The organism is Rhodovulum sp. DZ06 (genome assembly GCF_050586345.1).
Taxonomy (GTDB): domain Bacteria; phylum Pseudomonadota; class Alphaproteobacteria; order Rhodobacterales; family Rhodobacteraceae; genus JBOCEF01.
In genome coordinates, this window is sequence record NZ_JBOCEF010000012.1 from 61,442 (window position 1) to 83,907 (window position 22,466).

18 protein-coding genes are annotated in these 22,466 nt (G+C 72.6%); 7 read left to right on the top strand and 11 right to left on the bottom strand.

The window, feature by feature from the left end:
• Positions 1–12 precede the first annotated feature (12 nt).
• The 4 genes from ACQ5SO_RS07840 to ACQ5SO_RS07855 all read right to left on the bottom strand — a co-directional run bounded on the left by ACQ5SO_RS07840 (position 13) and on the right by ACQ5SO_RS07855 (position 2,729).
• A complete protein-coding gene (locus ACQ5SO_RS07840; protein WP_430941027.1) occupies positions 13–744 on the bottom strand; it encodes a DUF1223 domain-containing protein in 732 nt (243 codons plus the stop codon).
• A 266-nt stretch (positions 745–1,010) separates the two neighbouring features.
• Entirely contained in the window at positions 1,011–1,448 is a 438-nt protein-coding gene (locus ACQ5SO_RS07845) for a methyltransferase family protein (RefSeq protein WP_430941028.1), read from the bottom strand.
• Positions 1,449–1,490: 42 nt separating this feature from the next.
• The gene (locus ACQ5SO_RS07850) at positions 1,491–1,766 is read right to left on the bottom strand and encodes an usg protein (RefSeq protein WP_430941029.1); all 276 of its coding nucleotides are present in this window, start codon (positions 1,764–1,766) and stop codon (positions 1,491–1,493) included.
• 282 nt (positions 1,767–2,048) lie between these two features.
• Positions 2,049–2,729, bottom strand: coding sequence for an ArsR/SmtB family transcription factor (locus ACQ5SO_RS07855; protein WP_430941030.1), 681 nt, complete (start codon positions 2,727–2,729; stop codon positions 2,049–2,051).
• Positions 2,730–2,865: 136 nt separating this feature from the next.
• Here ACQ5SO_RS07855 and ACQ5SO_RS07860 point away from each other — a divergent pair, with 136 nt between their 5' ends.
• Together ACQ5SO_RS07860 and ACQ5SO_RS07865 are read left to right on the top strand one after the other, a co-directional pair.
• Positions 2,866–3,231, top strand: coding sequence for an NIPSNAP family protein (locus ACQ5SO_RS07860; protein ID WP_430941031.1), 366 nt, complete (start codon positions 2,866–2,868; stop codon positions 3,229–3,231).
• The gene (locus tag ACQ5SO_RS07865; protein ID WP_430941032.1) at positions 3,228–3,575 is read left to right on the top strand and encodes an antibiotic biosynthesis monooxygenase family protein; all 348 of its coding nucleotides are present in this window, start codon (positions 3,228–3,230) and stop codon (positions 3,573–3,575) included. The genes ACQ5SO_RS07860 and ACQ5SO_RS07865 overlap by 4 nt, the downstream gene beginning before the upstream one ends.
• Positions 3,576–3,691: 116 nt before the next feature.
• On the opposite strand, the gene ACQ5SO_RS07870 is transcribed toward ACQ5SO_RS07865, so the two are convergent.
• The gene (locus tag ACQ5SO_RS07870) at positions 3,692–9,070 is read right to left on the bottom strand and encodes a pre-peptidase C-terminal domain-containing protein (RefSeq protein WP_430941033.1); all 5,379 of its coding nucleotides are present in this window, start codon (positions 9,068–9,070) and stop codon (positions 3,692–3,694) included.
• 319 nt (positions 9,071–9,389) lie between these two features.
• Positions 9,390–10,358, bottom strand: coding sequence for an MBL fold metallo-hydrolase (locus ACQ5SO_RS07875; protein WP_430941034.1), 969 nt, complete (start codon positions 10,356–10,358; stop codon positions 9,390–9,392).
• Positions 10,359–10,547: 189 nt separating this feature from the next.
• Here ACQ5SO_RS07875 and ACQ5SO_RS07880 point away from each other — a divergent pair, with 189 nt between their 5' ends.
• A complete protein-coding gene (locus tag ACQ5SO_RS07880) occupies positions 10,548–11,213 on the top strand; it encodes a hypothetical protein (protein ID WP_430941035.1) in 666 nt (221 codons plus the stop codon).
• Positions 11,214–11,323: 110 nt separating this feature from the next.
• On the opposite strand, the gene ACQ5SO_RS07885 is transcribed toward ACQ5SO_RS07880, so the two are convergent.
• A complete protein-coding gene (locus ACQ5SO_RS07885) occupies positions 11,324–13,036 on the bottom strand; it encodes a hypothetical protein (RefSeq protein WP_430941036.1) in 1,713 nt (570 codons plus the stop codon).
• 195 nt (positions 13,037–13,231) lie between these two features.
• On the opposite strand from ACQ5SO_RS07885, the gene ACQ5SO_RS07890 reads away from it, so the two are divergent.
• Complete coding sequence (locus ACQ5SO_RS07890; protein WP_430941037.1) at positions 13,232–13,702, top strand: GNAT family N-acetyltransferase; 471 nt, start codon at positions 13,232–13,234, stop codon at positions 13,700–13,702.
• A gap of 138 nt (positions 13,703–13,840) precedes the next feature.
• Here the strand turns inward: ACQ5SO_RS07890 and ACQ5SO_RS07895 are convergent, their stop codons facing one another.
• The gene (locus ACQ5SO_RS07895) at positions 13,841–14,482 is read right to left on the bottom strand and encodes a VPLPA-CTERM sorting domain-containing protein (RefSeq protein WP_430941038.1); all 642 of its coding nucleotides are present in this window, start codon (positions 14,480–14,482) and stop codon (positions 13,841–13,843) included.
• Positions 14,483–14,676: 194 nt separating this feature from the next.
• Positions 14,677–17,451, bottom strand: a complete 2,775-nt coding sequence (gene acnA / locus ACQ5SO_RS07900) for an aconitate hydratase AcnA (RefSeq protein ID WP_430941039.1) — start codon at positions 17,449–17,451, stop codon at positions 14,677–14,679.
• A 589-nt stretch (positions 17,452–18,040) separates the two neighbouring features.
• On the opposite strand from acnA, the gene ccmA reads away from it, so the two are divergent.
• The 3 genes from ccmA to recR all read left to right on the top strand — a co-directional run bounded on the left by ccmA (position 18,041) and on the right by recR (position 20,217).
• A complete protein-coding gene (ccmA, locus tag ACQ5SO_RS07905) occupies positions 18,041–18,793 on the top strand; it encodes a heme ABC exporter ATP-binding protein CcmA (RefSeq protein WP_430941040.1) in 753 nt (250 codons plus the stop codon).
• A 1-nt stretch (position 18,794) separates the two neighbouring features.
• A complete protein-coding gene (gene ccmB / locus ACQ5SO_RS07910) occupies positions 18,795–19,460 on the top strand; it encodes a heme exporter protein CcmB (RefSeq protein WP_430941041.1) in 666 nt (221 codons plus the stop codon).
• A 97-nt stretch (positions 19,461–19,557) separates the two neighbouring features.
• Positions 19,558–20,217, top strand: coding sequence for a recombination mediator RecR (gene recR, locus ACQ5SO_RS07915; RefSeq protein ID WP_430941042.1), 660 nt, complete (start codon positions 19,558–19,560; stop codon positions 20,215–20,217).
• Positions 20,218–20,238: 21 nt separating this feature from the next.
• Here recR and ACQ5SO_RS07920 read toward each other — a convergent pair whose 3' ends face one another.
• Positions 20,239–22,149: an asparagine synthase-related protein gene (locus ACQ5SO_RS07920; RefSeq protein WP_430941043.1), complete on the bottom strand. Its 1,911-nt coding sequence runs from the start codon at positions 22,147–22,149 to the stop codon at positions 20,239–20,241.
• Between the two features lie 25 nt (positions 22,150–22,174).
• Positions 22,175–22,462, bottom strand: coding sequence for a PqqD family protein (locus ACQ5SO_RS07925; RefSeq protein WP_430941044.1), 288 nt, complete (start codon positions 22,460–22,462; stop codon positions 22,175–22,177).
• Positions 22,463–22,466 lie beyond the last annotated feature (4 nt).

Consider the following 22,466-nt stretch of genomic DNA (forward strand, 5'->3'; position numbering starts at 1 on the left):
CCCGCGCGGCCCTCAGTCCTCGAGCTTCGCGGCCCCGAGCACCGGGCCGACGCGGCCCTGCTGCACGATCACGGCGATGCCGTCCGCGCCCTCGGGCGCCGGGGCCATGATCCGCTGCGCGCCCGCGCCGGCGCTGACCCGGCCGATCTTCATCCAGCTGCCGACCACGTTGCGATGCGCGCTGACCCGGCCTGCGTTCTCGCCGCGCTTGATGCGCACCGGCTCGGGGCGGGTTTCGTAGCCCACCAGCCAGACCACCGCCTCGCCCGTGAACGGCCCCTGCGGGACCAGCTCGGCCCACAGGCCGTCGGCGTCGCGGGTCAGCGTCACCGCGATCGGGTCCACCTGCGCGGCGGCGGCGGACAGGGCCGCGCGCACCTCGGACCGGCGGCTGCCGACCACCCGGGCCTGCCCGTCGATCACCATCTGCGGGGTGTAGACCGAGCGCGCGCCGATCATGTCGCGATAGGCGATCTGCCGCTCGGTGAAGGCATGGCGCGCATGGGTGTCGCGCCAGCCGAGATAGTCCCAGTAATCCACGTGCAGCGACAGCGCGATCACCCCCGGCGCGTCCGCCAGCTCGGACAGGTAGGCGTCCGCGGGCGGGCAGGAGGCGCAGCCCTGGCTGGTGTAGAGCTCGATCACCACCGGCTCCCCGGCCAGCGCGCCTCCGCCCGCCCCGGCCAGCAGCGGCAGCGACAGGAGGGCGGCGCGGCAGCGGCGGAGAAGGGCGGGAAGGATCATGCGCAGGGCTCCGTGCGGGGGGCGTCAGGTGCAAGGGCGACGGGACGGAACGCCCGCCGCGCTTCCTGAACTAGCCCTGACCGCCCGCCAAGGCGAGTCAACCCTGCGAGAGCGCGCCGCCCCGGCCCGGCGCCGTGCCCGTGACGCCGCAGGCGCCGCCCCGCGCGGCGGCGCGCGGCGGCGGAGAGCTGGGGCGGGGCGGGGGCGAGGCGGAAGGAGGCGGGGCCGCGCGTCGGTGGCGACGGGGCGCGGGGGGGGGGGCGGGTTTACCAGCGCCGGGTGCGGGACAGGAAGGCCTCGGCCTCGGCCCCGAAGGCGGCGCGCAGGCCGGCCTCCTCGTCGCGCACGAAGCGCCGGTCGATGACGGCGATGAAGATGAAGGGCGGGACCAGCGCCGTCAGCGCCCCCAGGTGCAGCGCCCAGCCGAGCAGGATCAGCGCCATGCCGGTATACATCGGGTTGCGGTTGAGCCGGTACGGCCCCGACGCCACCAGCGCCGTGGGGCGGGCGCGCGGATGGACGGTGGTGTCCCGGGCCCGGAAATGCAGCGCCGCCCAGAGGATCAGCCCGAAGCCGAGCAGCGCGGGCGCGATGACGAGGAGCGTGTCCGCCTCATACCTCAGCCCGGGCGAGACCCGGGCCAGCGCGGCTTCGACCGCGCCTGCGGCCAGCATCCACAGCGGCGGGATTTCCAGTCGGCGCATGGCGGGGCCCTTTCCGCTTCGGCGGGCCCCGCCTTGCGGGGCCTAGTGCAGCTGGTACTCGGCCGTCACGTAGCGCAGCTCTTTCGGCCCGATCAAGGCGTGATGCACGAGGCGCACCGAATGCAAAGGCCCGTCCAGTTCGCGGTCCCAGAAGTCGAGGAACGCCTGCAGGCGGGGGAATTTCGGGGCGATGTCGTAGTCCTGCCAGGTGAAGGTCTGCAGGATCCGCCGCGCGTCGGGCAGGCGGTAGGTGATCTCGGCGGTTGCGAGGGAGTAGCCGGCAAGTTGCTTACGGAAATCCTCGTCGACTTTTCTCATGCTGCGCTCCGTTCGTCTTCTCCTTCCATGGATCACGCGGCCCCCGCGCGGCGTGCGTTGCGGCACGGGCCCGGCGGGGCGCGACAGGGAAATGGTCAGGGCAGAATGGTGAACAAATCCAGCGCTTATCGCCGGCGCCGCATGATTTTTGCGCCGCGGCGCCGGGCAGGGCATGCGCGGGATTTACATATGGGCCCCGTGCTTTACCATGCGCGCAGCAGGGTTTGCGGCCCGCTTCGGCGCCGCGATGCAGCACGCAGCGCGCGCTGCCCCGCCGCCCCCTCAGACGGGGAACTGCGCGGCGAAGGCTGATTCGCCCAAGCGCGTGATCCGCAGCGCCCGCGACCCGTCCCGCCGCGCGGCCCAGCCCTTCTCCAGCGCCAGCGAGAGCACCGCCGCCCCCGCGCCGCCCGCAAGGTGGGTGCGCCGCTCGGACCAGTCGAGGCAGGCGCGGCAGACCGGGCGGCGGGATGCGGCCAGCGCCTCGGCGTCCACCCCGAGGCCCGAGAGGAACGCGGCGCCGCCGGGCGAAAGCCGCCCGCGCTCGCCCTGCATCTCCAGCATTCCGCGGGCCGAGAGGCTGTCCCAGATCCGCACCCCCAGCGCCCCGGCGATGTGGTCGTAGCAGGTGCGGGCGGCGCGCAGCTCGGGGTCGCGCGGGCCGGGGCGGGCGCGGGCGGGGCCGCGCGCCTCGGAAAACCCCATCAGCGCCTCCAGCGCCGCCGCCGCCTCGGGGCCCGCCAGCGCGTAGTACCGCGCCCGGCCCTGGGACCGGCGGATCAGAAGCCCGCCCTCGACCAGCTGCGAAAGGTGCCCCGAGGCGGTCTGCGGGGCCACCCCCGCCTCGCGCGCCAGCTCGCCCGCCGCCAGCGCCCGGCCGCCCATCAGGGCCGAGAGCATGGACGCGCGGGCCGGGTCGCCGATCAGCGCGGCGAGGCGGGCGAGGTCGGGGCCTTCGGGCATGGCGTCTCTCTCCTGTCCCGGGGGGCGGGGCGCATCATGGCGTCCCCCGCGCGCGGATGCTTCGGGCCGGACCGTACCATCGCCGCGCCCCGGCGGGGCAGGGTGCAGACACGCTGAACAACCCGAGGGGGCCCCCATGATCACCTGCTTCATCCGCTACCGCATCGACCCGCACAAGCGCGATGCCTTCGAAACCTACGCCCGGAACTGGGGCCAGGCGATCCCGCGCAGCGGCGCCCGGCTGGTGGGCTATTTCGCGCCCCATGAAGGGTCCAGCACCCTCGCCTACGGGGTCTACTCCATCGAAAGCCTCGCCGATTACGAGGCCTACCGCGCCCGCCTCGCCGCCGATCCGCTGGGGCGGGAGAACTACGATTTCGCCATGCGGGAGAAGTTCCTGTTGGAGGAGGAGCGGCATTTCCTCAAGCTGGCCTCGGGTCCGCACGCGGAGTTCCGGGACCATGGCCCGGCGCAGGCCCGCAGGCAGGGAGAAAACCGATGATCGCCATCATCTTCGAAGTCACGCCGAAGGACGGCAAGGTCGACCGCTATTTCGAGATCGCCGGGATGCTGAAGGAGGACCTGGCCGAGGCCGACGGCTTCATCAGCGTCGAGCGGTTCAAGTCGGTGACCGAGGAGGGCAAGTTCCTCTCGGTCAGCTTCTGGCGGGACGAGGCGGCGGTGAAGGCCTGGCGCGCGACATCCCGCCACCGCGAGGCGCAGGCCGAGGGGCGGGGCGAGGTCTTCGCCGATTACCGCCTGCGGGTGGCCGAGGTCGTGCGCGATTACGGCATGACGCGGCGCGAGGAGACGCCGCAGGACAGCCTCGAGGTGCACAAGGGGTGAGGCGCGGGGGCTGCGGGGCGGGGGCTGAAGGCCTCCCCCGATCGCGAAACGCCCCGCCCGGCGGCGGCCGGACGGGGCGTCTGAAAGGGCGGCGGCGCGCCTTGCGTGGTCGCGCCTTACATCGTCGCGTAGGGATCGTGGAAGGCCATGCCCATCGCGGTGCCCGCCTGGTCGAAGGCGAGCCAGTCGAGATCCTCGGCGATATGCACCGTCTCCTTGTCGAGGGTCTGGTCCTCCTCGATCCTCACCACCGGCCCCGGGCCGCCCGCGCCGACGCCGCGCGCCCAGGCCGGGTCCATGCCGTTGAGGCTGCTCAGCTGCGCCAGCGCATGCGCGGCGCCCGGATCGAAGGCCGAGACGGCCAGCGCGTCGGGGTTGGAATCCGCCGTCGCCCCCGCCACCGCCTCGAACAGGAAGTCGTCGCCCCGGCCCGCGCCGGTCTCGATCGCCACCCAGCCGACCGTCTCGACCGCGTGGCCGGACTTGTTGAGCTTCTCCTCCTCCTGCATCGCGATGTCGAAGCCGTCGGTGTCCGAGCCGCCGATGCGGGTGGTCACGAAGTCGATGCCGTTCAGCGTCTGCACCTGCGCGAACACCGCCGGGCGGTCGTCGAAGGCGAGGTCGTACGCCACCGCCTCGGTCCCCTTGGAGGTCAGCTTGTCCGTCTCCAGAAGCCCCGCCTGCACCACGGTGCCGTCGGCCAGCATCCAGGTCCCGCGCTCCACCACCATGTAGGACACCTCCTCGACGGCGTGGAAGCCGTCGCCGGTGCTGTCCTCCTGCAGGCGCAGAAGCGCGCTCTCGCCGCTGATGCCGCCGATCCGCACCGCCACCGGCGCGCGGCCCTCGGCGGTCGCGACGAAGGCGATCAGCACCGGGTCGAGATACTGGTTCTCGAACGTGATCTCGGTGAACTCGTGGTTCAGCGCCACCGTCCCGACCTCGAGCACGTCGACCAGCTCCGTCGCGTACATCACGCCGCTGCGGTTGAAGGCGGCCCAGCCGATCTCCTCGACCGAGTGGAAGAGCTCGGCATCCGTGCTGACATCCTCCTCCACGAAGGCCCAGAACCCGCGCGGGAGCTGCGCGGACCCGCGCGCATGGGCCGGGTCGGCGCCGGTATAGCTCTGGAGCGCGGCCAGCACCGGCGCGCCGCCGGGAACGTCGATCCAGTCATAGGACGCGCCGCCGCCGAGATGGTCGGCGTTCAGCACGCCCGCCTCCCAGGTCCAGCCGCTCGCGCCGCCCGCGCCGGTCTCGAACGCGATCCAGCCGATGGTCTCGGTCGCGTGGCCGGGGGCGCCGCCCTCCTCCTCCTGCATCGTGATGCCGAAGCCGTCGGCGGTGAGCCCCGAGACGCGGGTGTTCACATAGGCCGGGCCGTTCTCGGTCATCACCTGGCTGAGCAGCGCGGGCGCATCGCCCATCAGGCCCGAGAGGCCGACCTGGGTGAAGCCGTTCTCGGCGGTGCGGGAGGTGTCGAGCGTCCCCGCCTCCAGCACCGTGCCGTCGGGCAGCATCCAGGTCCCGGCCTCGACCACCATGTATGTGACCTCTTCGGCGATATGCCCGCCATCGAGGCCGTCGGGCTCCTGCAGGTGCATGATCGCGCCGTCCGCGGTGACGTTCGACATGCGCACGGTCACCGCCTGCGCGCCGTTGACCGAGTTCACGAAGGCCACCGCCACCGGGTTCTCATAGCTGTTGGCGAAGTCGATCTGCACCGGCGTGGTGTCGAGGCTGGTGGTGAAGACCTCGAACACCGGCTCGACCAGGGCGTCGCCGGCATGGGCGATCTCGAACCCGTATTCCCCGGCGGGCGCGGCGCCGTCGCCGCGCACGCGCATGAAATAGGTCCCGTCCTCGGGGACGGTGAAGCCCTCGCGCAGCTGCTCCCCCGGGGCGCCCGGGCCGAAGCCGGCCACCGGCCGCCCGAAGCCGTCGAGCAGGTCCAGCGTCACCGGCCCGTAAGAGTCTCTGGACAGGTAGCTCTCCAGCTCGTAGCCGCGCCTGGCGCGCAGCTCGACCGTGAACCAGTCCTCGTCGCCCGGGGTCTCGATATAGCCATAGGCCTCGTCCCCGCGCAGCACCGCGGTGGCCGAGGCGCCGTCATCGCCATGGTCGTCGGCGACCGTCGCGGCGACGGTGTAGCCGCCGTCGCCGCCCTCGGGCCCGGCGCCGGCCGAGACGTAGTGGACGCGGGTTCTGTCGGCGGTGAAGCTCAGCGCCGCGTCCAGCCCGCCCGCGCCGCCGTCGGCCTCGGCCTCGGGCGAGCTGGAGCCGTCATAGATCCGCAGGTAGGGATCGTAGAGCGCGCCGCCCCCGCCAGACTGGCCGATCACCGAGAAATCGTAGGTCAGCCCTTCGAAGAGCTGCACGGCGAACCAGTCCTCGTCGCCCTCGAACTCGATCATCCCGGTCGCGGCGTCGCCGATGGGCAGCACGCCGAGGGTGGTTTCGTCGCCCGCGTAGTCGTCCTCGACCACGGTGATCTGGCGTATGTTCGACCCGTGGGCGGCCGGGTCGAAGCCCGGCACGGCGCCCATCGGGTCGGGCAGCAGGCCGACCCAGTAGGTCCCGGGCGCGATCCCCGCGGCGGCGAGGTCGAAGGCGGCGTCCGTGTATCCGAACGTCATCGCGCCGGGGGCGAGCGGGTCGGTCCGCACCGTCGACCACAGCGCCGTGTCGGCCTCGGTGATGATGTCGTTGTCGGAGAGGTAGAGCGTGCTCTTCCACGTCTCCAGCGCGCCGTCGCCGGTGTTGTGCATCTCCCACGCGCCGGCGATGTCGAAGCCCGCGGCCCAGGTGTAGGTGTTGAAGGACAGGTTGCGCGCATCGGGGCTGGGCAGGGGGGTGCTCGCCGCCGACAGCAGGTAGTGGCCCGTATGGATGGTCTCGGCCCCGACCTCGATGTAGTGCCGCCCCGTGGTCTCGGCGACATAGGTCATGACGGGGTGCGGGCTTCCGTCGGCGGGGTCGGTGGCGGCCAGCGCGGCCCCCGCGGCGTCGCGGATGGTCAGCAGGCCGTTCTCGAGGCCCGCCCGGGGCCCGCCGTCGTCGGGCGCGCTCGTGTCCGGCACGGCCTCGAACGTGTAGGTCGACCCGGCCACGAGGTCGACGGCGAACCAGTCGGCGTCGCCGCCCTGGTCGACCTGCCCCTCGACGGCGGCGCCGTCCACGGCGACCGCGCTCACGGTCCCGACGCCCTCGTCATGGTCGTCGCCGATCACGTACATCAGGGCCGCGGGCGTGGCGTTGTTGGCCTCGCCCAGCTCGTTCACCTGGTCGTCCCAGTCGGCGATCATCCCGACATAGTAGTCGCCGGTCTCGATCCCGAGCCCGTCGAAGAACCAGCCGTGGTAGGCGTATTCCGAGTCGCCCGGCGCGACGCCGGGCGCCGTGAGCGAGGCGACCAGCATGTCCGAGGTCTCGATCACCCCGTCCAGCGACAGGTAGATGCCGACCTCGCTCGCGCCCGCGTAGCCCACGCCGTAATTGGCCATGATCCACTCGACCTCGATGAGCGCCTCGTCGCGCAGCGCGCTGTAGAAGTTCCAGTAAGTGAACTCGAGATCCGGGCGCAGCGTCTCGGACACGCCGATTTCATAGGTCCCGAGCTCGGAATTCGCCGCCTGCGCGGCCACCCAGAGGGTCCCGTCCGAGCTGGCGGTGAAGCTTACGCGGCTGTTGGGGCCGTCGCCCGAATTGTCGTCCGTGTAGCGCAGCGTGGTCCCGTCGGCGTCGAAGATCTCGAGATACGGATCCACCAGCGACCCATCGCCGGTCGCCACGCCCATCATGTCGATCTCGTAGTAGCCCCCGGCCTTGACCTCGAGGGCGAACCAGTCCTCGTCCCCGGCGCGCTCCAGCTCGCCCGTCACCGTGCCGCCGGGGGTCAGGACGGCGGTCGAGCGGTCGTCGTCGTAATAGTCGTCGGAGATCAGCGTCACCTGGATGAGGTCGGAGACGTTGTTGTTCTCGTACCCTTCGTACAGCGATTGCTCGTAATCCGCGATCACCCCGAGCCAGTAGGTTCCCGAGGGCAGGCCCACGGTGTCGATGGTGAAGAAGCGCTGGTCATGCTCGGGGTTGGCGACGCCGGGCTGGATCGCGCCGGGATCGTTGTCGAAGGTCAGCAGCCGGTCGGCGTTGCTGATGGTGGTGTTGTCCGACAGGAAGAGGCCGCTGGAGAAGTTCGAGGCCGCGACCTCGCCGACATTGGTGATGTCCCAGGTCACCTCCGCGCCCGCGCCCGATCTGAGCACGTCGCCGCTGTGCAGCTTGAAGTTCTCGACGATCAGGTCCGGCTTGGGGTCCACGAGGGCCATGACCGTGTAGGTCCCCAGGTCGGCGTCGGCCGTCGTGCCCGCGGCGAGGTAGTACGTTCCGCTGAAGTCGGCGGTGTGGCGCAGCTCGCTGCCCGGGCCGCCGAGATGGCCGTCGTCGTTGATGGCGAGAATCGCGCCGCTGGGGCCGCGCAGCTCCAGCACCGGGTCCTCCACCCGGTCGTCCCCGTCGGCGAAGAGGCGGAAGGCGTAGGTCTCGCCCGCCGTCAGGCTCACGCGGAACCAGTCGGTGTCGCCCTCGGTCTCGATCTCGCCCGTGTCCGTGCTGTTGAGGGCGAGCGTCGTGGCGTCGGCGATCGTCTCGCCGTGATCGTCGCCGATCACGGTGATCTGGATGGCCGCCGAGACGTTGTTGGTCTTGTCGATCTCGTCGATGTGGTTGGCGCCATAGCCGTCATTCGCGATCGCCGCGATCCAGTAGGTCCCCGAGGCGAGCCCGAGCCCGTCGAAGGTGAAACTCCCCTGGTCATGCTCGCGGTCGCCTTGCCCGGCCCGGAGCAGGGGGGAGGAGAGGTCGGTGGTCACGACCCTGTCGAAGAGGTCGACGGTCGGGTCCGTCGACAGGGCCAGCCTGCTGCGGAAGCCGTCCGCATCCCCGACGCCGTTATTGAAGATCCACCAGGAGACGTCGATCTCTTCGCCGTCGACCCAGGTGTAGTCGCTGATCTGCAGCTGGCTGGCGACCAGGTCGGGGCGCGTTTCGTCGGCCGTGATCACCAGGTCGAAGGTCCCCGCGCTGCTCCCCGCGCCGCCGACGTCGAGGAACATGTAGCCGGACGTCGTCGGGGTGAAATTGATCAGCGAATCGAGGGTCTTGCCGGTGTTGTCGTTGAAGTCGACCAGGACGCCGAGGCGGTCGCGCAGCCCCAGCGTCGGGTCCTTGAGGGTGTTGGCCGGGTCGGTGCTTCCGGCGACCTCGAACTTGTAGGTCACGCCCGCGGCGACCCAGACCTTGTACCAGTCCTGGTCGGAGTCGCTGTCGATCTCGCCCGCCACCACGTCGCCGGCATAGACCAGCGCGGTCGACTTGGTGTCGTCCGGGACGTCGGTGGCCGTGACCGCGGGGGCGGTCGCCGCGGCGCCCGGGGCGCCCGCGAGGGTCAGATCGACGGTGGGAAAATCGAAGGCGGCGTCGAAATCGTCGGTCATGGTCATCCCCGCGGCCTGCGCGGGGGCAGGGCCTGAATGCGCGTCGGCGCCCGGCCGCCTTGGGGCGGAGCGGGCGCGACGAGGTTCAAATCTGTCGGGGAATTACACGGGGGTGCCGGGGGGCTGTCAATAAAACCGCGCCAAGGCGTCGGGTAATTCGGAAAACATTCCGTAGCGTCATCTGCATTGAATTGAGAAAAAGCGGCGATCAACGGCGGCGCTGCGGCGGAAATACGGCGAAATCCGGGCGGTGCGGCGGGCGCCCTCCGGGAGGGACGGGCGTCCGCCGCAAGTGTTCTCAATCAATGCGGGAGGCGAGTCACTCGAATTCCATCTCCGCGAAGACCACGCCCGCGTTCTTCGTGGCCAGTTCCTCGAAGGTGTCGAGGTGTTCCCAGGCCGACTGGTCCACGTAATAGGCGTCCGCCAGCGTGCCCCCGGCCTCGAGATGCGCGCCCACCTTGGCGCGCAGGTCGGCGATGTAGTCGACGGTGCCGTGGCGGACCACCTCCATGGTCGTGGGGTGGCCGTGGCCGGGCACGACATGCTCGGCGCCCAGCGGCTCGAGCGCCTCCTCCCAGGTCTCCAGCCAGCAGGAGGTGCAGGTGTCCGAGAAGATCGGCGGCATGCGCTCGTGGAAGGCGATGTCGCCGGCGATCACCACCTTCTTCTCCGGGATCCAGACCGAGATGTCGCCCGGGCTGTGCGCAGGGCCGAGATGCAGGACCTCGATCCGCATGTCGCCCATCTCGACGATGTACTCGTCCTCGAAGGTGATGGTCGGGCCCTGCACGCGGGTGTCGAGGGCATGGGCGGCGTTCACGCGCTTCATGCGCTCGAGCCCGCCGGGCCCGCGGTCCTCGAACTCCTCCGCCGCCTCGACATGGGCCAGAACCTCGACCCCCTGGTCGACCCAGTAGCCGTTGCCGAGCATGGCGTGGCCCTGGCCGTTCTCGTTGATCACCAGCTTCACCGGCTGGTCGGTGATCGCCTTGATCTCCTCGTGCAGCGCGGCGGCGAGGGCGTTGTTGGCGCCGGCATTGACCACCACGACCCCGTCGCCGGTGATGATGAAGGACAGGTTGTTGTTGTGGCCCGCATTCGCCTCGGTCGGCGGCGCGGTGGCGCCGATGGAGGACCAGACCCCGGCGGCGAGCTCGACCGGTTTCGAATAGAGCGCCGATTGCGGGTACTGGTCGGGGATGTCCTCGCTGGCCATGGCCGGGGCGGCGACGGCCAGGGCCACGGGGGCGGCTGTGGCGAGCAGGGCGGCGAGGGGGGCTTTCATGGGCGGATCCTCCGGGCTGGTCCTTGGGACGCTTGTTACATGCACGTATTCATACCGATAAATGCACGGGAGGGGAGTGTGAAAATGCGTGGGGCCGGAGGTGGCTTCGGGTGTCATTAATGTTTGATGAATGTCGACCGGCTGGTTAACGTTTCACCGTTTGCGAATATTTCACCGGAGAGCCGCCCGATGCGTTCCCTGACCCTGACCCTCGCCCTTTGCCTGTCCGCCGCCGCCGCCGCGCCCGCCGCCGCGGCCTCCTGGACCTATGACTGGGAGAGCACGGTGACCGGCGTCACCGCCTCGAGCTTCCTGGGGGTGAGCGTGGGCGACACGATCACCGGGTCCTTCACGCTCGACGACGCGGCGACGCCCTCTGGCCTGCCGACCACCTCGGGCGCGGGCGTGGTCTATGGCGCGGACGTGTTCACCGCCTTCTCGACCTCGGCCACCGGCGCGGTGGCTGTGGGCGCGGGCAGCGAGCTGAACGTCGGCGACGACTGGCTGTATCGTCCGACCGTCGTCACCGCGTTCTGGCGCGATGGGTGGAACCTGGTGATCTCCACGACGCTGGACGGCGTGTCGGGGACCATCTCCTGGAACGTGGCCGACAACATCGCGCGCAACAATCCGCCGGATGACGACGTGGTCAGCAGCCTCGACATCGGGGCGGCGCCGATCCTGGCCAATGCGTCCAACGTCTCGGTGATCTTCGACTTCCCGGGGCTGGAGAGCTTCTCGGGCGCGATCTCCGCTGTCGCGGCCCCGTCTGACGTGCCGCTGCCCGCGGGCGCGGCGCTGCTGCCCGCCGCGCTGGCGGGCCTCGCCGTCGCCGGGCGCCGCCGCGGGGCCTGAGACGGCGGCAAGCGGGCCCTCCTTGACCCGGGGCAAGCGGGGGCGCGATCCTGCGCCCATGTCCCGCCCCGCATCGCCCCCGGGCGCCTCCCCCGGTCATCCCTCCCCGGTCACTCCTCCCGGGGGCACAACTGCGCCAGCAGCGCGTGACAGTCGCTGACCGCCGACCCCCCGGGCAGGGCGGAGAGCAGGTCCGGCCGGTCGCGGCGCAGCAGCGTGTTCAGCCACAGGGTCTCGCCCTCCGCCATCCCGGCGGGGATGGACACGCACAGATACGCCGCCTGCAGCTCCGCCTCGATCGGGCGGATCCGGCGCGACATCACCTCGGCCTCGCTGGTGCAGTCCGGCGTCTCGGCCCCGGGGGCCGGGAAGCGCCAGGGCATCGCCCGCGGGAACCACAGCTGCACCGCCGGGGCGTCCGGCCCCAGCAGGTCGCCGAGCGATTCCGTCCCCCACTTGTTGCGCCGCTCCGGGTCCTTCGGGGCATGCGCCATCCCGGCGTGGTTCAGCCCGCGGCCGTCCAGCACCGGCAGCCGGGTGTAGAGCGCGAGCGCGCCGACGTCGTCGGCCGCGACCGCGGCGCCGGGGGGCAGGATCTCGGCCAGCTTCTCGGCCCCGATGCGCGAGCCGGAGAGGAACCGGCCCAGCAGCCGGTCCTGCGGCGACGGCTCCTCGGCCATGAGCGTCGCGACGCCCCTGAGAACCGGCGGGGTCGAGGGCAGGAGCGTGTCCTGCCGCGTCGCCGCGAGCGCGAGAAGCGCGACGAGGCCGACCCGCAGCCGGCCGCGCAGCCGGTCCAGCAGCAGCGCCACGTCGATGGCGAGCAGCGGCACGACCGGCAGCATGAACCGGAAGCCATGGTGCGAATCCCCGCCCGCGGCGATCACCACCGCGACCTGCCCGGCGATGAACATCAGCCGCAGCCGCGCGCCCGCGACGCCCGCCTGCACGTTGGCCAGCGTCGCGAGGGTCAGCAGCCCGCCGCCCAGCAGCAGCCAGCCATGGACATAGCGCACGCCGTCGCCCAGCTCGGACAGGTGCGAGGCCGCGCGCTTGGCGTAGAAGGTGTTGGGCAGCGGCTGCCCGAAGCTGTCCAGCCGCCAGAGGGTCAGCGCGCCGACCAGCGCCGCCAGCCCCAGCGCCACGACGGCGAAGGCGCGCCAGTCGGTCGCCCCCCCCGCGCGCGCCGCGGCCGGGGCGGGGGGGGCCGGGCGTGCGGGGGGCGTGGATCCGCCGAGGGCCGTGGATCGGGCCGTCGCCTGCACCAGCGCGAAATGGGCCAGCAGGCCCGCGCTCACCAGCGCGCCCTCGGGGCGCAGCAGGATCAGCGCCGCCGCGCAGGCGGCGAAGGCCGGGCCCAGCCGCCCGCGCCCGAGCGCGTCGCGATAGGCCAGGTACACCCCGAAGAAGGCGACCGCGTAGGGCACGGCGTCGAGCCCGCCGCGCAGCCAGGTCAGCATCGGCTGGTTGAACAGCAGCACCGCCAGCCCCAGCAGCGCCGCGACCGCGCCCGCCTTGCGCGTCGCGCGCAGGAACAGCAGCGCCAGCAGCGCCAGCCCCGCCGCCTGGATCGCCACGACCGCCGCCATCGGCGCCAGGCCGAGCCGGATCAGCCCGGCCAGCATCGCGGTGTGGCCGAGGCTGGTGAACCCCTCCACCGGGGGCAGCTTCTCGTGCCAGAGGGGCAGGCCCAGCTCCACCCAGTTGCGGGCGTAGACGAGGGTGATCAGCGTGTCGTCGATCAGCCCCTTGCCGCCGATGCAGGCGAGCGCGCATAGCGGGACGAGCACGCCGAAGGCGACGAAATAACGAGGGGAAGGCATCAATTGTTTCTCGGAGAAGCTTGATTAAAAAGCGCGTCTCCTTGCTTAACGGCCCGCCCCGTTGCTTTCAATTGTCGGCAGCCCGCGCGGGTCCGGAGCGGGGGCGCGCCCCGGAGGGAACGGCGGAAGGCGCCGCCGGGGCCGAGGCCCCCGACGCCGTTGACGCGGCGCCTGCGGGGCGGAGATCCTGCGCCCATGTCCCGCCCCGCACCGCCCCCGGATCTGCGCATCGCCCGCATCCATGCCCTGCCGGAGGGCCTCGGCGCCCTGCGCGCCGCCGCCGCGGCCGAGGGCTTCCGGTTCCTCGACCGCCTCGCCGCGGACTGGACCTCGGGCGAGACCCGCTTCGACGCGCCGGGCGAGGCGCTGTTCGCCGCGTGGCGGGGCGGCGCGCTCGTGGCCATTGGCGGCGTCACCCGCGATCCCTGGGCCGGCGCGGCCCCGGAGCCTTCGCGCACGGGCCGCCTGCGCCGCTTCTACGTCCACCCCTCGGCGCGGCGTCGGGGCGTCGGCGCGGCGCTGCTGGCGGAGCTGATCGCCGCCGCCCGCCCGCATTTCACCCGCCTGCGCCTGCGCACGGACGAATCCGCCGCCGCCTTCTACGCCGCCCTGGGGTTCGCGCAGACGGCCGAGCCGGGCGCAACCCATGCAAGGCCGCTCGACTGACCAGGCCGCCCCGCGCGGCGCCGCCCGCGGATGGGAGAGGGGGCGCGCCCCTCCCCCCGGCATCCCGCGCAGAACGCAGAAGGGGCCGCGGCGTGAACCGCGGCCCCCTCCCGTGTCGCCCGCGCCGCGGCGCGGCGGTCAGCCGCGCGCGCGGCGGCGCAGCAGGCCCAGCCCGGCGATCCCGGCCAGCAGCATCGGCGCGGCGGCGGGAACCGGCACATCCGACGTGGCGGTGGCGAAGGACACGTTGTCGATCCCGTAGGCGTCGGATTGCAGCGCGGTGAACTGCAGCGACGAGAAAGCGGCGTCGGAGATGAAGCCGAAGAAGGTCGGCGTGTAGGAGGGCGTAACCGGCGGCAGCAGCACGTCGGCGCCCACCTCGATCCGGGTGCGCTGAACCCCGTCGTTGAAATTGAAGAAATCCGCGCCGAACGCGAAGATCGAGCTCGCGAAGCTCATGGTCGCGGTGTCGCTGCCCAGCGTGCCGACATTGAGCGCGGTGGTCCCGTTGACGTTCACCTCGGCCGTGACGGAGGGCGCGTCGATCATGTTGTAGCCCCCGATGTCCAGGGTCGCCGACATGGTCACGGCGCCGACGGTGGCCGACCCGCCGCCGCCGAAAGAGGTGTCGACGAGGACGGAATCGAAGGTCTCGACCGTCAGCCCGGCGCCCACGGCGGCCTCGAAGGCGGCGCGGTCGGTGAAGGTGGTGAAACTGGCCGACAGCGCCGGCGTGGCGGTCAGCGCGGCCAGCGCCGCGGCGGCAAGGATCAGGCGCATGTGGGGACCCCCTCGTGCAGTCGAACTTATGGAAACCTGCGCGAGTGTAGGCTCGAAAGCTTGGCCTGGTCCACCATGAAAGTAGAGATCTGCAACGGTCTGGGGCGGGCGCGGCCCCCCGCGCAACGCGAAAGGGGCCGCGGCATCCGCCGCGGCCCCCAATGCCTGCCGGCCCCCGAAGGACCAGGCCAGGATCAGCCCTTGGCGAGGTTGCGCAGCACGTAGTGCAGCACGCCGCCATGCTCGATATACTCGATCTCGATCCCCGTATCGATCCGGCACAGCAGGTCGATCTCCCGCACCGTGCCGTCGGGGGACTCGATCTTCGCCTTCACCACCGAGCGCGGCTTCAGGTCCCCCGAGAGGCCCGAGATGCTCACCGTTTCCTCACCGGTCAGGCCCAGCGTCTTGCGCGTGTCGCCGTTGGTGAACTCGAACGGGATCACGCCCATGCCGACGAGGTTGGAGCGGTGGATGCGCTCGAAGCTCTCGGCGATCACCGCCTTGACGCCCAGAAGGTTGGTGCCCTTGGCCGCCCAGTCTCGGGACGAGCCCGCGCCGTACTGCTCGCCGCCGAAGATCACCAGCGGCGTCCCCGCCTCCTGGTGCGCCATGGCGGCGTCGAAGATGGTGGTCTGTTCGCCATCCGGGCCCTTGGTGAAGCCGCCCTCCACGCCGTCCAGCATCTCGTTGCGGATGCGGATATTGGCGAAGGTGCCGCGCATCATCACCTCGTGGTTGCCGCGGCGCGAGCCGTAGGAGTTGAAGTCGCGCTGGGCCACGCCCCGCTCGGTCAGGTACTTGCCCGCCGGGGTGTCGGGTTTGAAGGACCCGGCCGGAGAGATGTGGTCCGTCGTCACCATGTCCCCGAGCACCGCCAGCACCCGCGCGCCCTCGATGTCCGAGATCACGCCCGGCTCCGGCCCCATGCCCTGGAAATAGGGCGGGTTCTGGATGTAGGTCGACTCCGGCGGCCAGTCATAGGTCTCGCTGTCCGTGGTCTCGACGCCCTGCCACTTCTCATCGCCCTTGAACACGTCGGCGTACTTGGCCTGGAACGCCTCGCGGGTCACGGTCTTCTCGACCAGCTCGGCGATCTCGGCGTTCGTCGGCCAGATGTCCTTGAGGTAGACGGGGTTTCCGTCCGGGTCCGTCCCCAGCGGGTCGTTGGCGATGTCCACGTTCATGTCGCCCACCAGCGCATAGGCCACCACCAGCGGCGGCGAGGCGAGGTAGTTGGCGCGCACGTCGGGGCTGATCCGCCCCTCGAAGTTGCGGTTGCCCGAGAGGACCGAGACCCCCACCAGGTCGTAATCGTTGATCGCCTTCGAGATCGGCGCCTCCAGCGGGCCCGAGTTGCCGATGCAGGTGGTGCAGCCATAGCCCACGAGGTTGAAGCCGATGGCGTCCAGATCCTCCTGCAGCCCCGCCGCTTCGAGGTATTCCGACACGACCTGGGAGCCGGGGGCGAGCGAGGTCTTCACCCAGGGTTTCCGGGTCAGACCCTTCTCGCGCGCCTTCTTCGCCACCAGCCCCGCGCCGATCATCACGTAGGGGTTGGAGGTGTTGGTGCAGGAGGTGATCGAGGCGATGACGATGGAGCCGTCATGGAGCTGGTAGGCCCCGTCCTCGGTCGAGACGTAGCCGCGCTTGTGCCGCCCCTCGTCGCCGGGGATGTCGGTCGGCTCGGGCGCGCCGCCCTCGCCCTCCCAGCGCACCTCGTCCTTGGCGGGCACGTCCTGGCCTTCGCGGATGCCCTTGATGAACTCGCCGAACGCGGGCGCGGCCTTGTCGAGGGCGATGTAGTCCTGCGGGCGCTTGGGGCCCGAGATGGCGGGGACGATGGTCCCCATGTCGAGCTCGAGCGTCGAGGAATAGACCGGGTCGTAATCCGGGCCGCGCCAGAAGCCGTTCTCCTTCGCATAGGCCTCGACCAGCGCGACGCGGTCCTTGTCGCGGCCGGTCTGGGTCAGGTAGCGCAGCGTCTCACCGTCGATCGGGAAGAAGCCGCAGGTGGCGCCGTATTCGGGCGCCATGTTGGCGATGGTCGCGCGCTGGGCCAGCGGCAGGTTGTCGAGGCCGGGGCCGTAGAACTCCACGAACTTGCCGACCACGCCGTGGGCGCGCAGCATCTCGACCACCTTCAGCACCAGGTCGGTGCCGGTGGTCCCTTCCATCATCTCGCCGGTCAGCTTGAAGCCCACGACCTCGGGGATCAGCATCGAGATCGGCTGGCCGAGCATCGCGGCCTCGGCCTCGATCCCGCCCACGCCCCAGCCGAGCACGGCGGCGCCGTTGACCATGGTGGTGTGAGAATCGGTGCCGACGAGGGTGTCGGGATAGGCGACCTCTTCCCCGTTCTGATCCTTGTCGGTCCAGACCGTCTGGGCGAGGTATTCGAGGTTCACCTGGTGGCAGATGCCGGTGCCCGGCGGGACGACACGGAAGTTGTCGAACGCCTTCTGGCCCCACTTGAGGAACACGTAGCGTTCCATGTTCCGCTCGTATTCACGGTCCACGTTCATCTGGAAGGCGCGCGGGTTGCCGAATTCGTCGATCATCACCGAGTGGTCGATCACGAGGTCGACGGGCGCCAGCGGGTTGATCTTCTGCGCATCGCCCCCGAGGCCGACGATCCCGTCGCGCATGGCGGCGAGGTCCACCACCGCGGGCACGCCGGTGAAGTCCTGCATCAGCACGCGCGCGGGGCGGTAGGCCAGCTCCCGGTCGCCCTTGCCGCCGGCCTTCGCCCAGTCCGAGAACGCCTTGACGTCATCGAGGGTGACGGTCTTGCCGTCCTCGAAGCGCAGCATGTTCTCGAGCACCACCTTGAGGGCGGCGGGGAGTCTCGAGAAATCCCCCAGCCCCGCCTCCTCGGCGGCCTTGATCGAGTAATAGGCGATGGACTGGTCCCCGACCTTGAGGGTGCGGCGGGTCCCGGCGGCGTCGGTTCCGACCTGGATGGGCATGGTGGCTCTCCCTGTTCTGGGGAGGGGCGCGCGGCTGACGGCGCGTCGCCTCTCGGCTGGGCGCGGGCGGGTCCTGTGCGGCGGAGCCTGTCCACGCAATGGTTCTGCATTCCGAGGTATGCGGAACCGGGGCGCGGTCAACCCCCGGGGGGGCGCCTTGGCGGGGTTTTTCGGCGGCGGCCGGGCAGGGCGGGGACGCGCGGGCGGGGGCCGGGGGCTGGGGCTGGGGCCGGGCAGGGCCGGGCAGGGCGCAGGTCTGCAGGCCGAGGGGCGGGGCGGCGCCGAGGGGGGCAGGCGTCGTCCCGGCCGGGGCGCGCCGGGATGCAGGCGCGGCGGCGCCGTGCCGCCATCCCGCGCCCGGGGCCCGGCGCCTGGCCTCGGCCGTCCAACGGCGCCCATCCCGGGCGCCCCCGCCCTGCGCATCGCGGCATTCCCCCTCCCGGCATTCCCTCCGGCGCGCCCACCCCTGGCGTCGCGCGCCCGCTCCGCGCCGCGCCCGCCTGGCCGCGCCCGCCGCCGACGCGCCCTGCCGCCCCCCGCGGCGCGCCGCCGCTTCCTTCGCGGCCCCCTCGCGGCTAAGAACACGGCCATGGAGCTTACCGTTCATGACCTCGCCTGCCGCCGCGCGGGCCGCCTCGTCTTCTCCGGCGCCGCGTTCAGCCTGCGCAGCGGAGAGATCGCGCTGCTGCGCGGGCCGAACGGGTCGGGCAAATCCTCGCTGATCCGGGTGCTGGCGGGCATGGTCCCGATCGCCGGGGGGCGGGCGCGCCTCGACCGCGGCGACGGCGCCCCGGTGGATCTTGCGAAGGACGGCGAGACCTGGCGCGAGAGCGTGGCGCTTGCCGGCCACCTCGATGCCGTCAAACCGGCGCTGACGGTGCGGGAGAATCTCGACTGGCTCGCGCGCCTGCACGGGACCGGCCCCGACCGGGCGCAGACGGCGCTCGAGGCGATGCGGCTGGCGCCGCTTGCCGACGACCCGGCGGCGTATTGTTCCGCCGGGCAGAAGCGGCGGCTGGGGCTGGCGCGGCTCTTGGTGATGGACCGCCCGCTCTGGCTCCTGGACGAACCGACGGTGTCGCTCGACGCCGAATCCGCGGCGATGTTCGCCCGCATCGTGCGCGCGCATGTGGAGGGCGGCGGCATGGCGGTGGCGGCGACGCATATCGACCTCGGCCTCGGCGAGGCGCAGGTGGTGGACATGGGCCGCTTCGGCAACTCCCGCACCACCGGGGCCGCCGCCTCCGGCGCCGCGCCGGGGGGGGCGGGCCCGGCCGCCGGGGCGCCGCCCGCGCCGGGCAAGCCCGCGCTCGACGATCCCTTCCTGTCGGGAGAGTGGTGAGATGGCCGCGTTCCTGTCCCTGGTGCTGCGCGACCTGCGCCTCGCCTTCCGCATCGGCGGCGGCGGGCTGCTGGGCCTCGGCTTCTTCCTCGTCGCCGTGCTGATGACCCCGCTGGGCGTGGGGCCCGAGGGCGACATCCTCTCGCGCTCGGCCCCCGGGGTGATCTGGGTGGCGGCGCTGCTGGCTTGCCTTCTGTCGCTCGACCGGCTGTTCCAGGCGGACCTTGAAGACGGCTCGCTCGACCAGATCGCGCTGTCGCCGCTGCCGCTGGAGGCGGTGGTGATCGCCAAGTCCCTCGCGCATTTCATCGCCACCGGCCTGCCGCTGGCCGCCGCGGCGCCGGTGCTGGCGCTGACGCTGCACCTGCCGCAGGAGGGGTTCGTGACGCTGGTCCTGAGCCTGCTGATCGGCGCGCCCGCGCTGTCGCTGACCGGGGCGGTGGGCGCCGCGCTGACGGTGGGCGTGCGGCGGGGGGGGCTGCTGCTCTCGGTGCTGGTGCTGCCGCTTTACGTGCCCACGCTGATCTTCGGCGCGCGGGCGGTGGACGACGCGGCGATGGGCCAGCCGCCGGGGCCGGCGCTCTTGTTCCTCGGGGCCGTCACGCTGCTCTCCTGCGCCGTCGGGCCGATCGCGGCGGCGGCGGCGCTGCGCATCAACCTGCGGTGACGGGCGTGAACCGGGCGGGCTTGACCGGGGACGCGGCGCGCCCCACCGTGTCGCGTACGAAACGGGAACGCGGGCCACGGTCCGGGAGGCGGGTGAGATGAGCGCAGGACAGCCCACCGGAACAGGCGATGGCGGGCGCGGCGGCAATGGCGGGGCGGGCAATGGCGGCCCCTCGGGCCTCGACGCCCTGATCGCGCTGATGGCGCGGCTGCCGGGGCTGGGGCCGCGCTCGGCCCGCCGCGCCGCGCTGCACCTTGCGCGCAACCGCGAGACGCTGCTGGCCCCGCTGGCCGAGGCCTTCGCCGAGGCCGCCGCCACCATCCGCCCCTGCGAGACCTGCGGGAACATCTCGGCCGCCCCGGTGTGCAGCATCTGCGCCGACCCGCGCCGCGACGGCGCGCTGGTCTGCGTGGTGGCGGATGTCGCCGATCTCTGGGCGATGGAGCGGGGCGGCGCCTTCCGCGGCCGCTACCATGTCCTCGGCGGGCTGCTCTCGGCGCTCGACGGGGTGGGGCCGGAGGATCTCGGGATCCCCGCCCTCGCCGCGCGGGTGCAGGCGGATGGGGTGCGCGAGGCGATCCTGGCGCTTCCGGCCACGGTGGACGGGCAGACCACGGCGCATGTCGTCGCCGACCACCTGCGCGACGCGGGGGCCGAGGTCACCACGCTGGCGCAGGGCGTGCCGGTGGGGGGAGAGCTGGACTTCCTCGACGACGGGACGATCTCGGCGGCCTTGCGGGCGCGGCGGGCGCTGTAGGCGCCGTGGGGGCGGGGCGGCTCAGCCCCCGATCCGCAGCAGCCACCAGCCGATGAAATACGGCATCATCACCTTGTTCGACAGCGCGATCCCCTCGCGCACCCCGCCCTTTTCGGCGGCGTCCAGCGCGGCGTCCCAGCGGGCGGCGTCGACGATTTCGGCCCAGGCGGGATGGGTGCGGAAGGCGCGGCCCTCCGCGCGGATCCGCGGGATGGCGGCGGCCTGAAGGCGGGCGTAGTCGGGCTGGAACGGCGCCTTGTCGGGCCGCGCGGCCACCTGCGGCAGGCGCCCGGCCAGCAGGCGGCGGGCGAGGCCGCGGGTGCGGCCCCCCGGCTCGCCTTCCGCCGGGAACAGGCGCAGCTCCGGTGGCATCGCCAGCACCGCGCGCAGCAGGTCGAGGTCCAGCAGCGGCGTCATTCGCCCCATGCGGCCTCCCCCGGGCAAAGGCGCCAGGTCCTGCACTGTCCAGGCCGGGAGGCGCCCCAGCTCCGCCGCCTCCTCCGCCGCCATGGACCAGAGGCGACGCCGCCGCCAGGCGCGCCCCGCCTCGGCCATCCGCGCGGCCAGCGCGGGGGAGCGCGCCATGCCCGCCGCCAGCTCCGCGTCCGGGTCCCCGGGCCGCAGACGCATCCAGGCGGCGAAAGCGGCCGAGGGCTTCACCAGGTCGCCGATCAGGATGTTGCGCAGGCGGCCGCCGCGGGCCCGGCGCGCCGCGATCTCCTCCGCCATGGCGCGGGGGCCTCCCGCGGCGAACCACTCCGCCAGCGTCGGGCGGGCGTGCGAGGACAGGCAGAAATCCCCGCCCATGCCGTTGAGCGCGGCGCCGATCCCGGCCTCCTCCATCCGCCGCGCGACGTGCAGGCCTGCGAAGCCCGCCGGGTCGGGGCAGGGCATGGCGGCGCGGTCCATGTGGTGCTGCGCGCCCGCGAGGAAATCGGCGCCCTCCGGCCCGATCTCGGTCAGCTCCAACCCCAGCGCGCGCGTCACCGCCGCCCGGGCCGCGGCCTCGGCGCCGGCGTTGTAATCATCCCCTTCCATCGGCGCGGGGACGGCGGCGAAGGCGGGCAGGGGGCCGCGGCCCTCGCTCCAGAGCGCGATCAGCGCGCTGTCGAGCCCGCCCGAGAGCTGGATCGCGGGCGCCCGCCCCGTCGCCTCGGCCAGCGCGATGCGCCCCGCGACGGCGGCGCGGCCGCGGGCGTGCAGCGCCTGAAGCGCGTCATCCGGGGACAGGGCGGCCACCGCCGGGTCCGGGCGCAGCGGCGCGGCGGGAAGGATGCGCCGCGCGGGCCCCTCGGCCACGAGGCGCGCGCCGCGGGGAACCTCCTTCACGCCTTCGAACGGGGAATGGCCCGGCCCGCAGTCCCGGAAGGTCAGCATCAGCGCCAGCGACACGAGGTCCGGCGCCCGCGACACCCCCGGCGCGGCCAGCAGCGCGGCGGGGTGCGAGGCGAAGAGCAGCGCGCCCCCCGGCCCCGCGGCGGTCCAGAGCGGCAGGCGCCCGAACGGGTCGCGCAGCAGGGTCAGCCGCGCGGGGCGCCCCGGCGCGGCGGGGGCGTAGCGAGCGGTGGCCCAGCGCCCCTCGATCCGCGGGTCGGGGTCATCGCCGAGCGCGGCGATGTCGGGCAGCCGGTCCGCGCCCGCCGCGGCCAGCGCATCCACCGCGGCGTCGGGGCGTCGGATCAGCTCGACAAGGCCGAAGCACAGCGCGTCGCCGTCCTTCGCGATCCGCGCGCGGAGCGGGGCGGGGGCGTCCACGGCGCCCGGCCAGCGCAGGGCGGCGGCGAGGCCGGGGGCGGTCAGGTCCTCGCCCGTCCACGCCCCGTCCGGGACCGCCGCGCCCATGGCGGCGCGCAGCGCGGCGGGGGCGTCCGGCGCCGCGCCGGGGGCGAAGGCGCCGAAGAACACGGGGCCGACATCCGGGCCGATCTGCACGCCCCCGCTCACCGCGCCGCCATGCTCAGGCGCCGCCGCGCTCGACCAGGCCCTCGGCCTCCAGCACCTCCAGCATCTCGGCGATGTCGCCCGCGATCCGCTCGGGCGCCGCGTCATAGCTCTCGGCCAGCGCCTCGGCGACCTGGGCGAGGGTCCGCGGCTGCTCCAGCGCCGCCCACACGTCCGCGGCCACCGCGTCGAGGCCGACGTAACGCGACCCGTCCGGGCCCAGCAGCACCAGCTCCTCGGGGCCGAGGCGCGCCTCCATGGCCCCGGGGCGGCGACGGAACAGGGGGGCGTCGGGGTCGGTCATGCAA

What these genes read in the sequence shown, in the direction of transcription:
- ACQ5SO_RS07840 (WP_430941027.1), bottom strand. Translation starts at nt 744, where the DNA reads ATGATCCTTCCCGCCCTTCTCCGCCGCTGCCGCGCCGCCCTCCTGTCG.
- ACQ5SO_RS07845 (WP_430941028.1), bottom strand. Translation starts at nt 1,448, where the DNA reads ATGCGCCGACTGGAAATCCCGCCGCTGTGGATGCTGGCCGCAGGCGCG.
- ACQ5SO_RS07850 (WP_430941029.1), bottom strand. Translation starts at nt 1,766, where the DNA reads ATGAGAAAAGTCGACGAGGATTTCCGTAAGCAACTTGCCGGCTACTCC.
- ACQ5SO_RS07855 (WP_430941030.1), bottom strand. Translation starts at nt 2,729, where the DNA reads ATGCCCGAAGGCCCCGACCTCGCCCGCCTCGCCGCGCTGATCGGCGAC.
- ACQ5SO_RS07860 (WP_430941031.1), top strand. Translation starts at nt 2,866, where the DNA reads ATGATCACCTGCTTCATCCGCTACCGCATCGACCCGCACAAGCGCGAT.
- ACQ5SO_RS07865 (WP_430941032.1), top strand. Translation starts at nt 3,228, where the DNA reads ATGATCGCCATCATCTTCGAAGTCACGCCGAAGGACGGCAAGGTCGAC.
- ACQ5SO_RS07870 (WP_430941033.1), bottom strand. Translation starts at nt 9,070, where the DNA reads ATGACCGACGATTTCGACGCCGCCTTCGATTTTCCCACCGTCGATCTG.
- ACQ5SO_RS07875 (WP_430941034.1), bottom strand. Translation starts at nt 10,358, where the DNA reads ATGAAAGCCCCCCTCGCCGCCCTGCTCGCCACAGCCGCCCCCGTGGCC.
- ACQ5SO_RS07880 (WP_430941035.1), top strand. Translation starts at nt 10,548, where the DNA reads ATGCGTTCCCTGACCCTGACCCTCGCCCTTTGCCTGTCCGCCGCCGCC.
- ACQ5SO_RS07885 (WP_430941036.1), bottom strand. Translation starts at nt 13,036, where the DNA reads ATGCCTTCCCCTCGTTATTTCGTCGCCTTCGGCGTGCTCGTCCCGCTA.
- ACQ5SO_RS07890 (WP_430941037.1), top strand. Translation starts at nt 13,232, where the DNA reads ATGTCCCGCCCCGCACCGCCCCCGGATCTGCGCATCGCCCGCATCCAT.
- ACQ5SO_RS07895 (WP_430941038.1), bottom strand. Translation starts at nt 14,482, where the DNA reads ATGCGCCTGATCCTTGCCGCCGCGGCGCTGGCCGCGCTGACCGCCACG.
- acnA (WP_430941039.1), bottom strand. Translation starts at nt 17,451, where the DNA reads ATGCCCATCCAGGTCGGAACCGACGCCGCCGGGACCCGCCGCACCCTC.
- ccmA (WP_430941040.1), top strand. Translation starts at nt 18,041, where the DNA reads ATGGAGCTTACCGTTCATGACCTCGCCTGCCGCCGCGCGGGCCGCCTC.
- ccmB (WP_430941041.1), top strand. Translation starts at nt 18,795, where the DNA reads ATGGCCGCGTTCCTGTCCCTGGTGCTGCGCGACCTGCGCCTCGCCTTC.
- recR (WP_430941042.1), top strand. Translation starts at nt 19,558, where the DNA reads ATGAGCGCAGGACAGCCCACCGGAACAGGCGATGGCGGGCGCGGCGGC.
- ACQ5SO_RS07925 (WP_430941044.1), bottom strand. Translation starts at nt 22,462, where the DNA reads ATGACCGACCCCGACGCCCCCCTGTTCCGTCGCCGCCCCGGGGCCATG.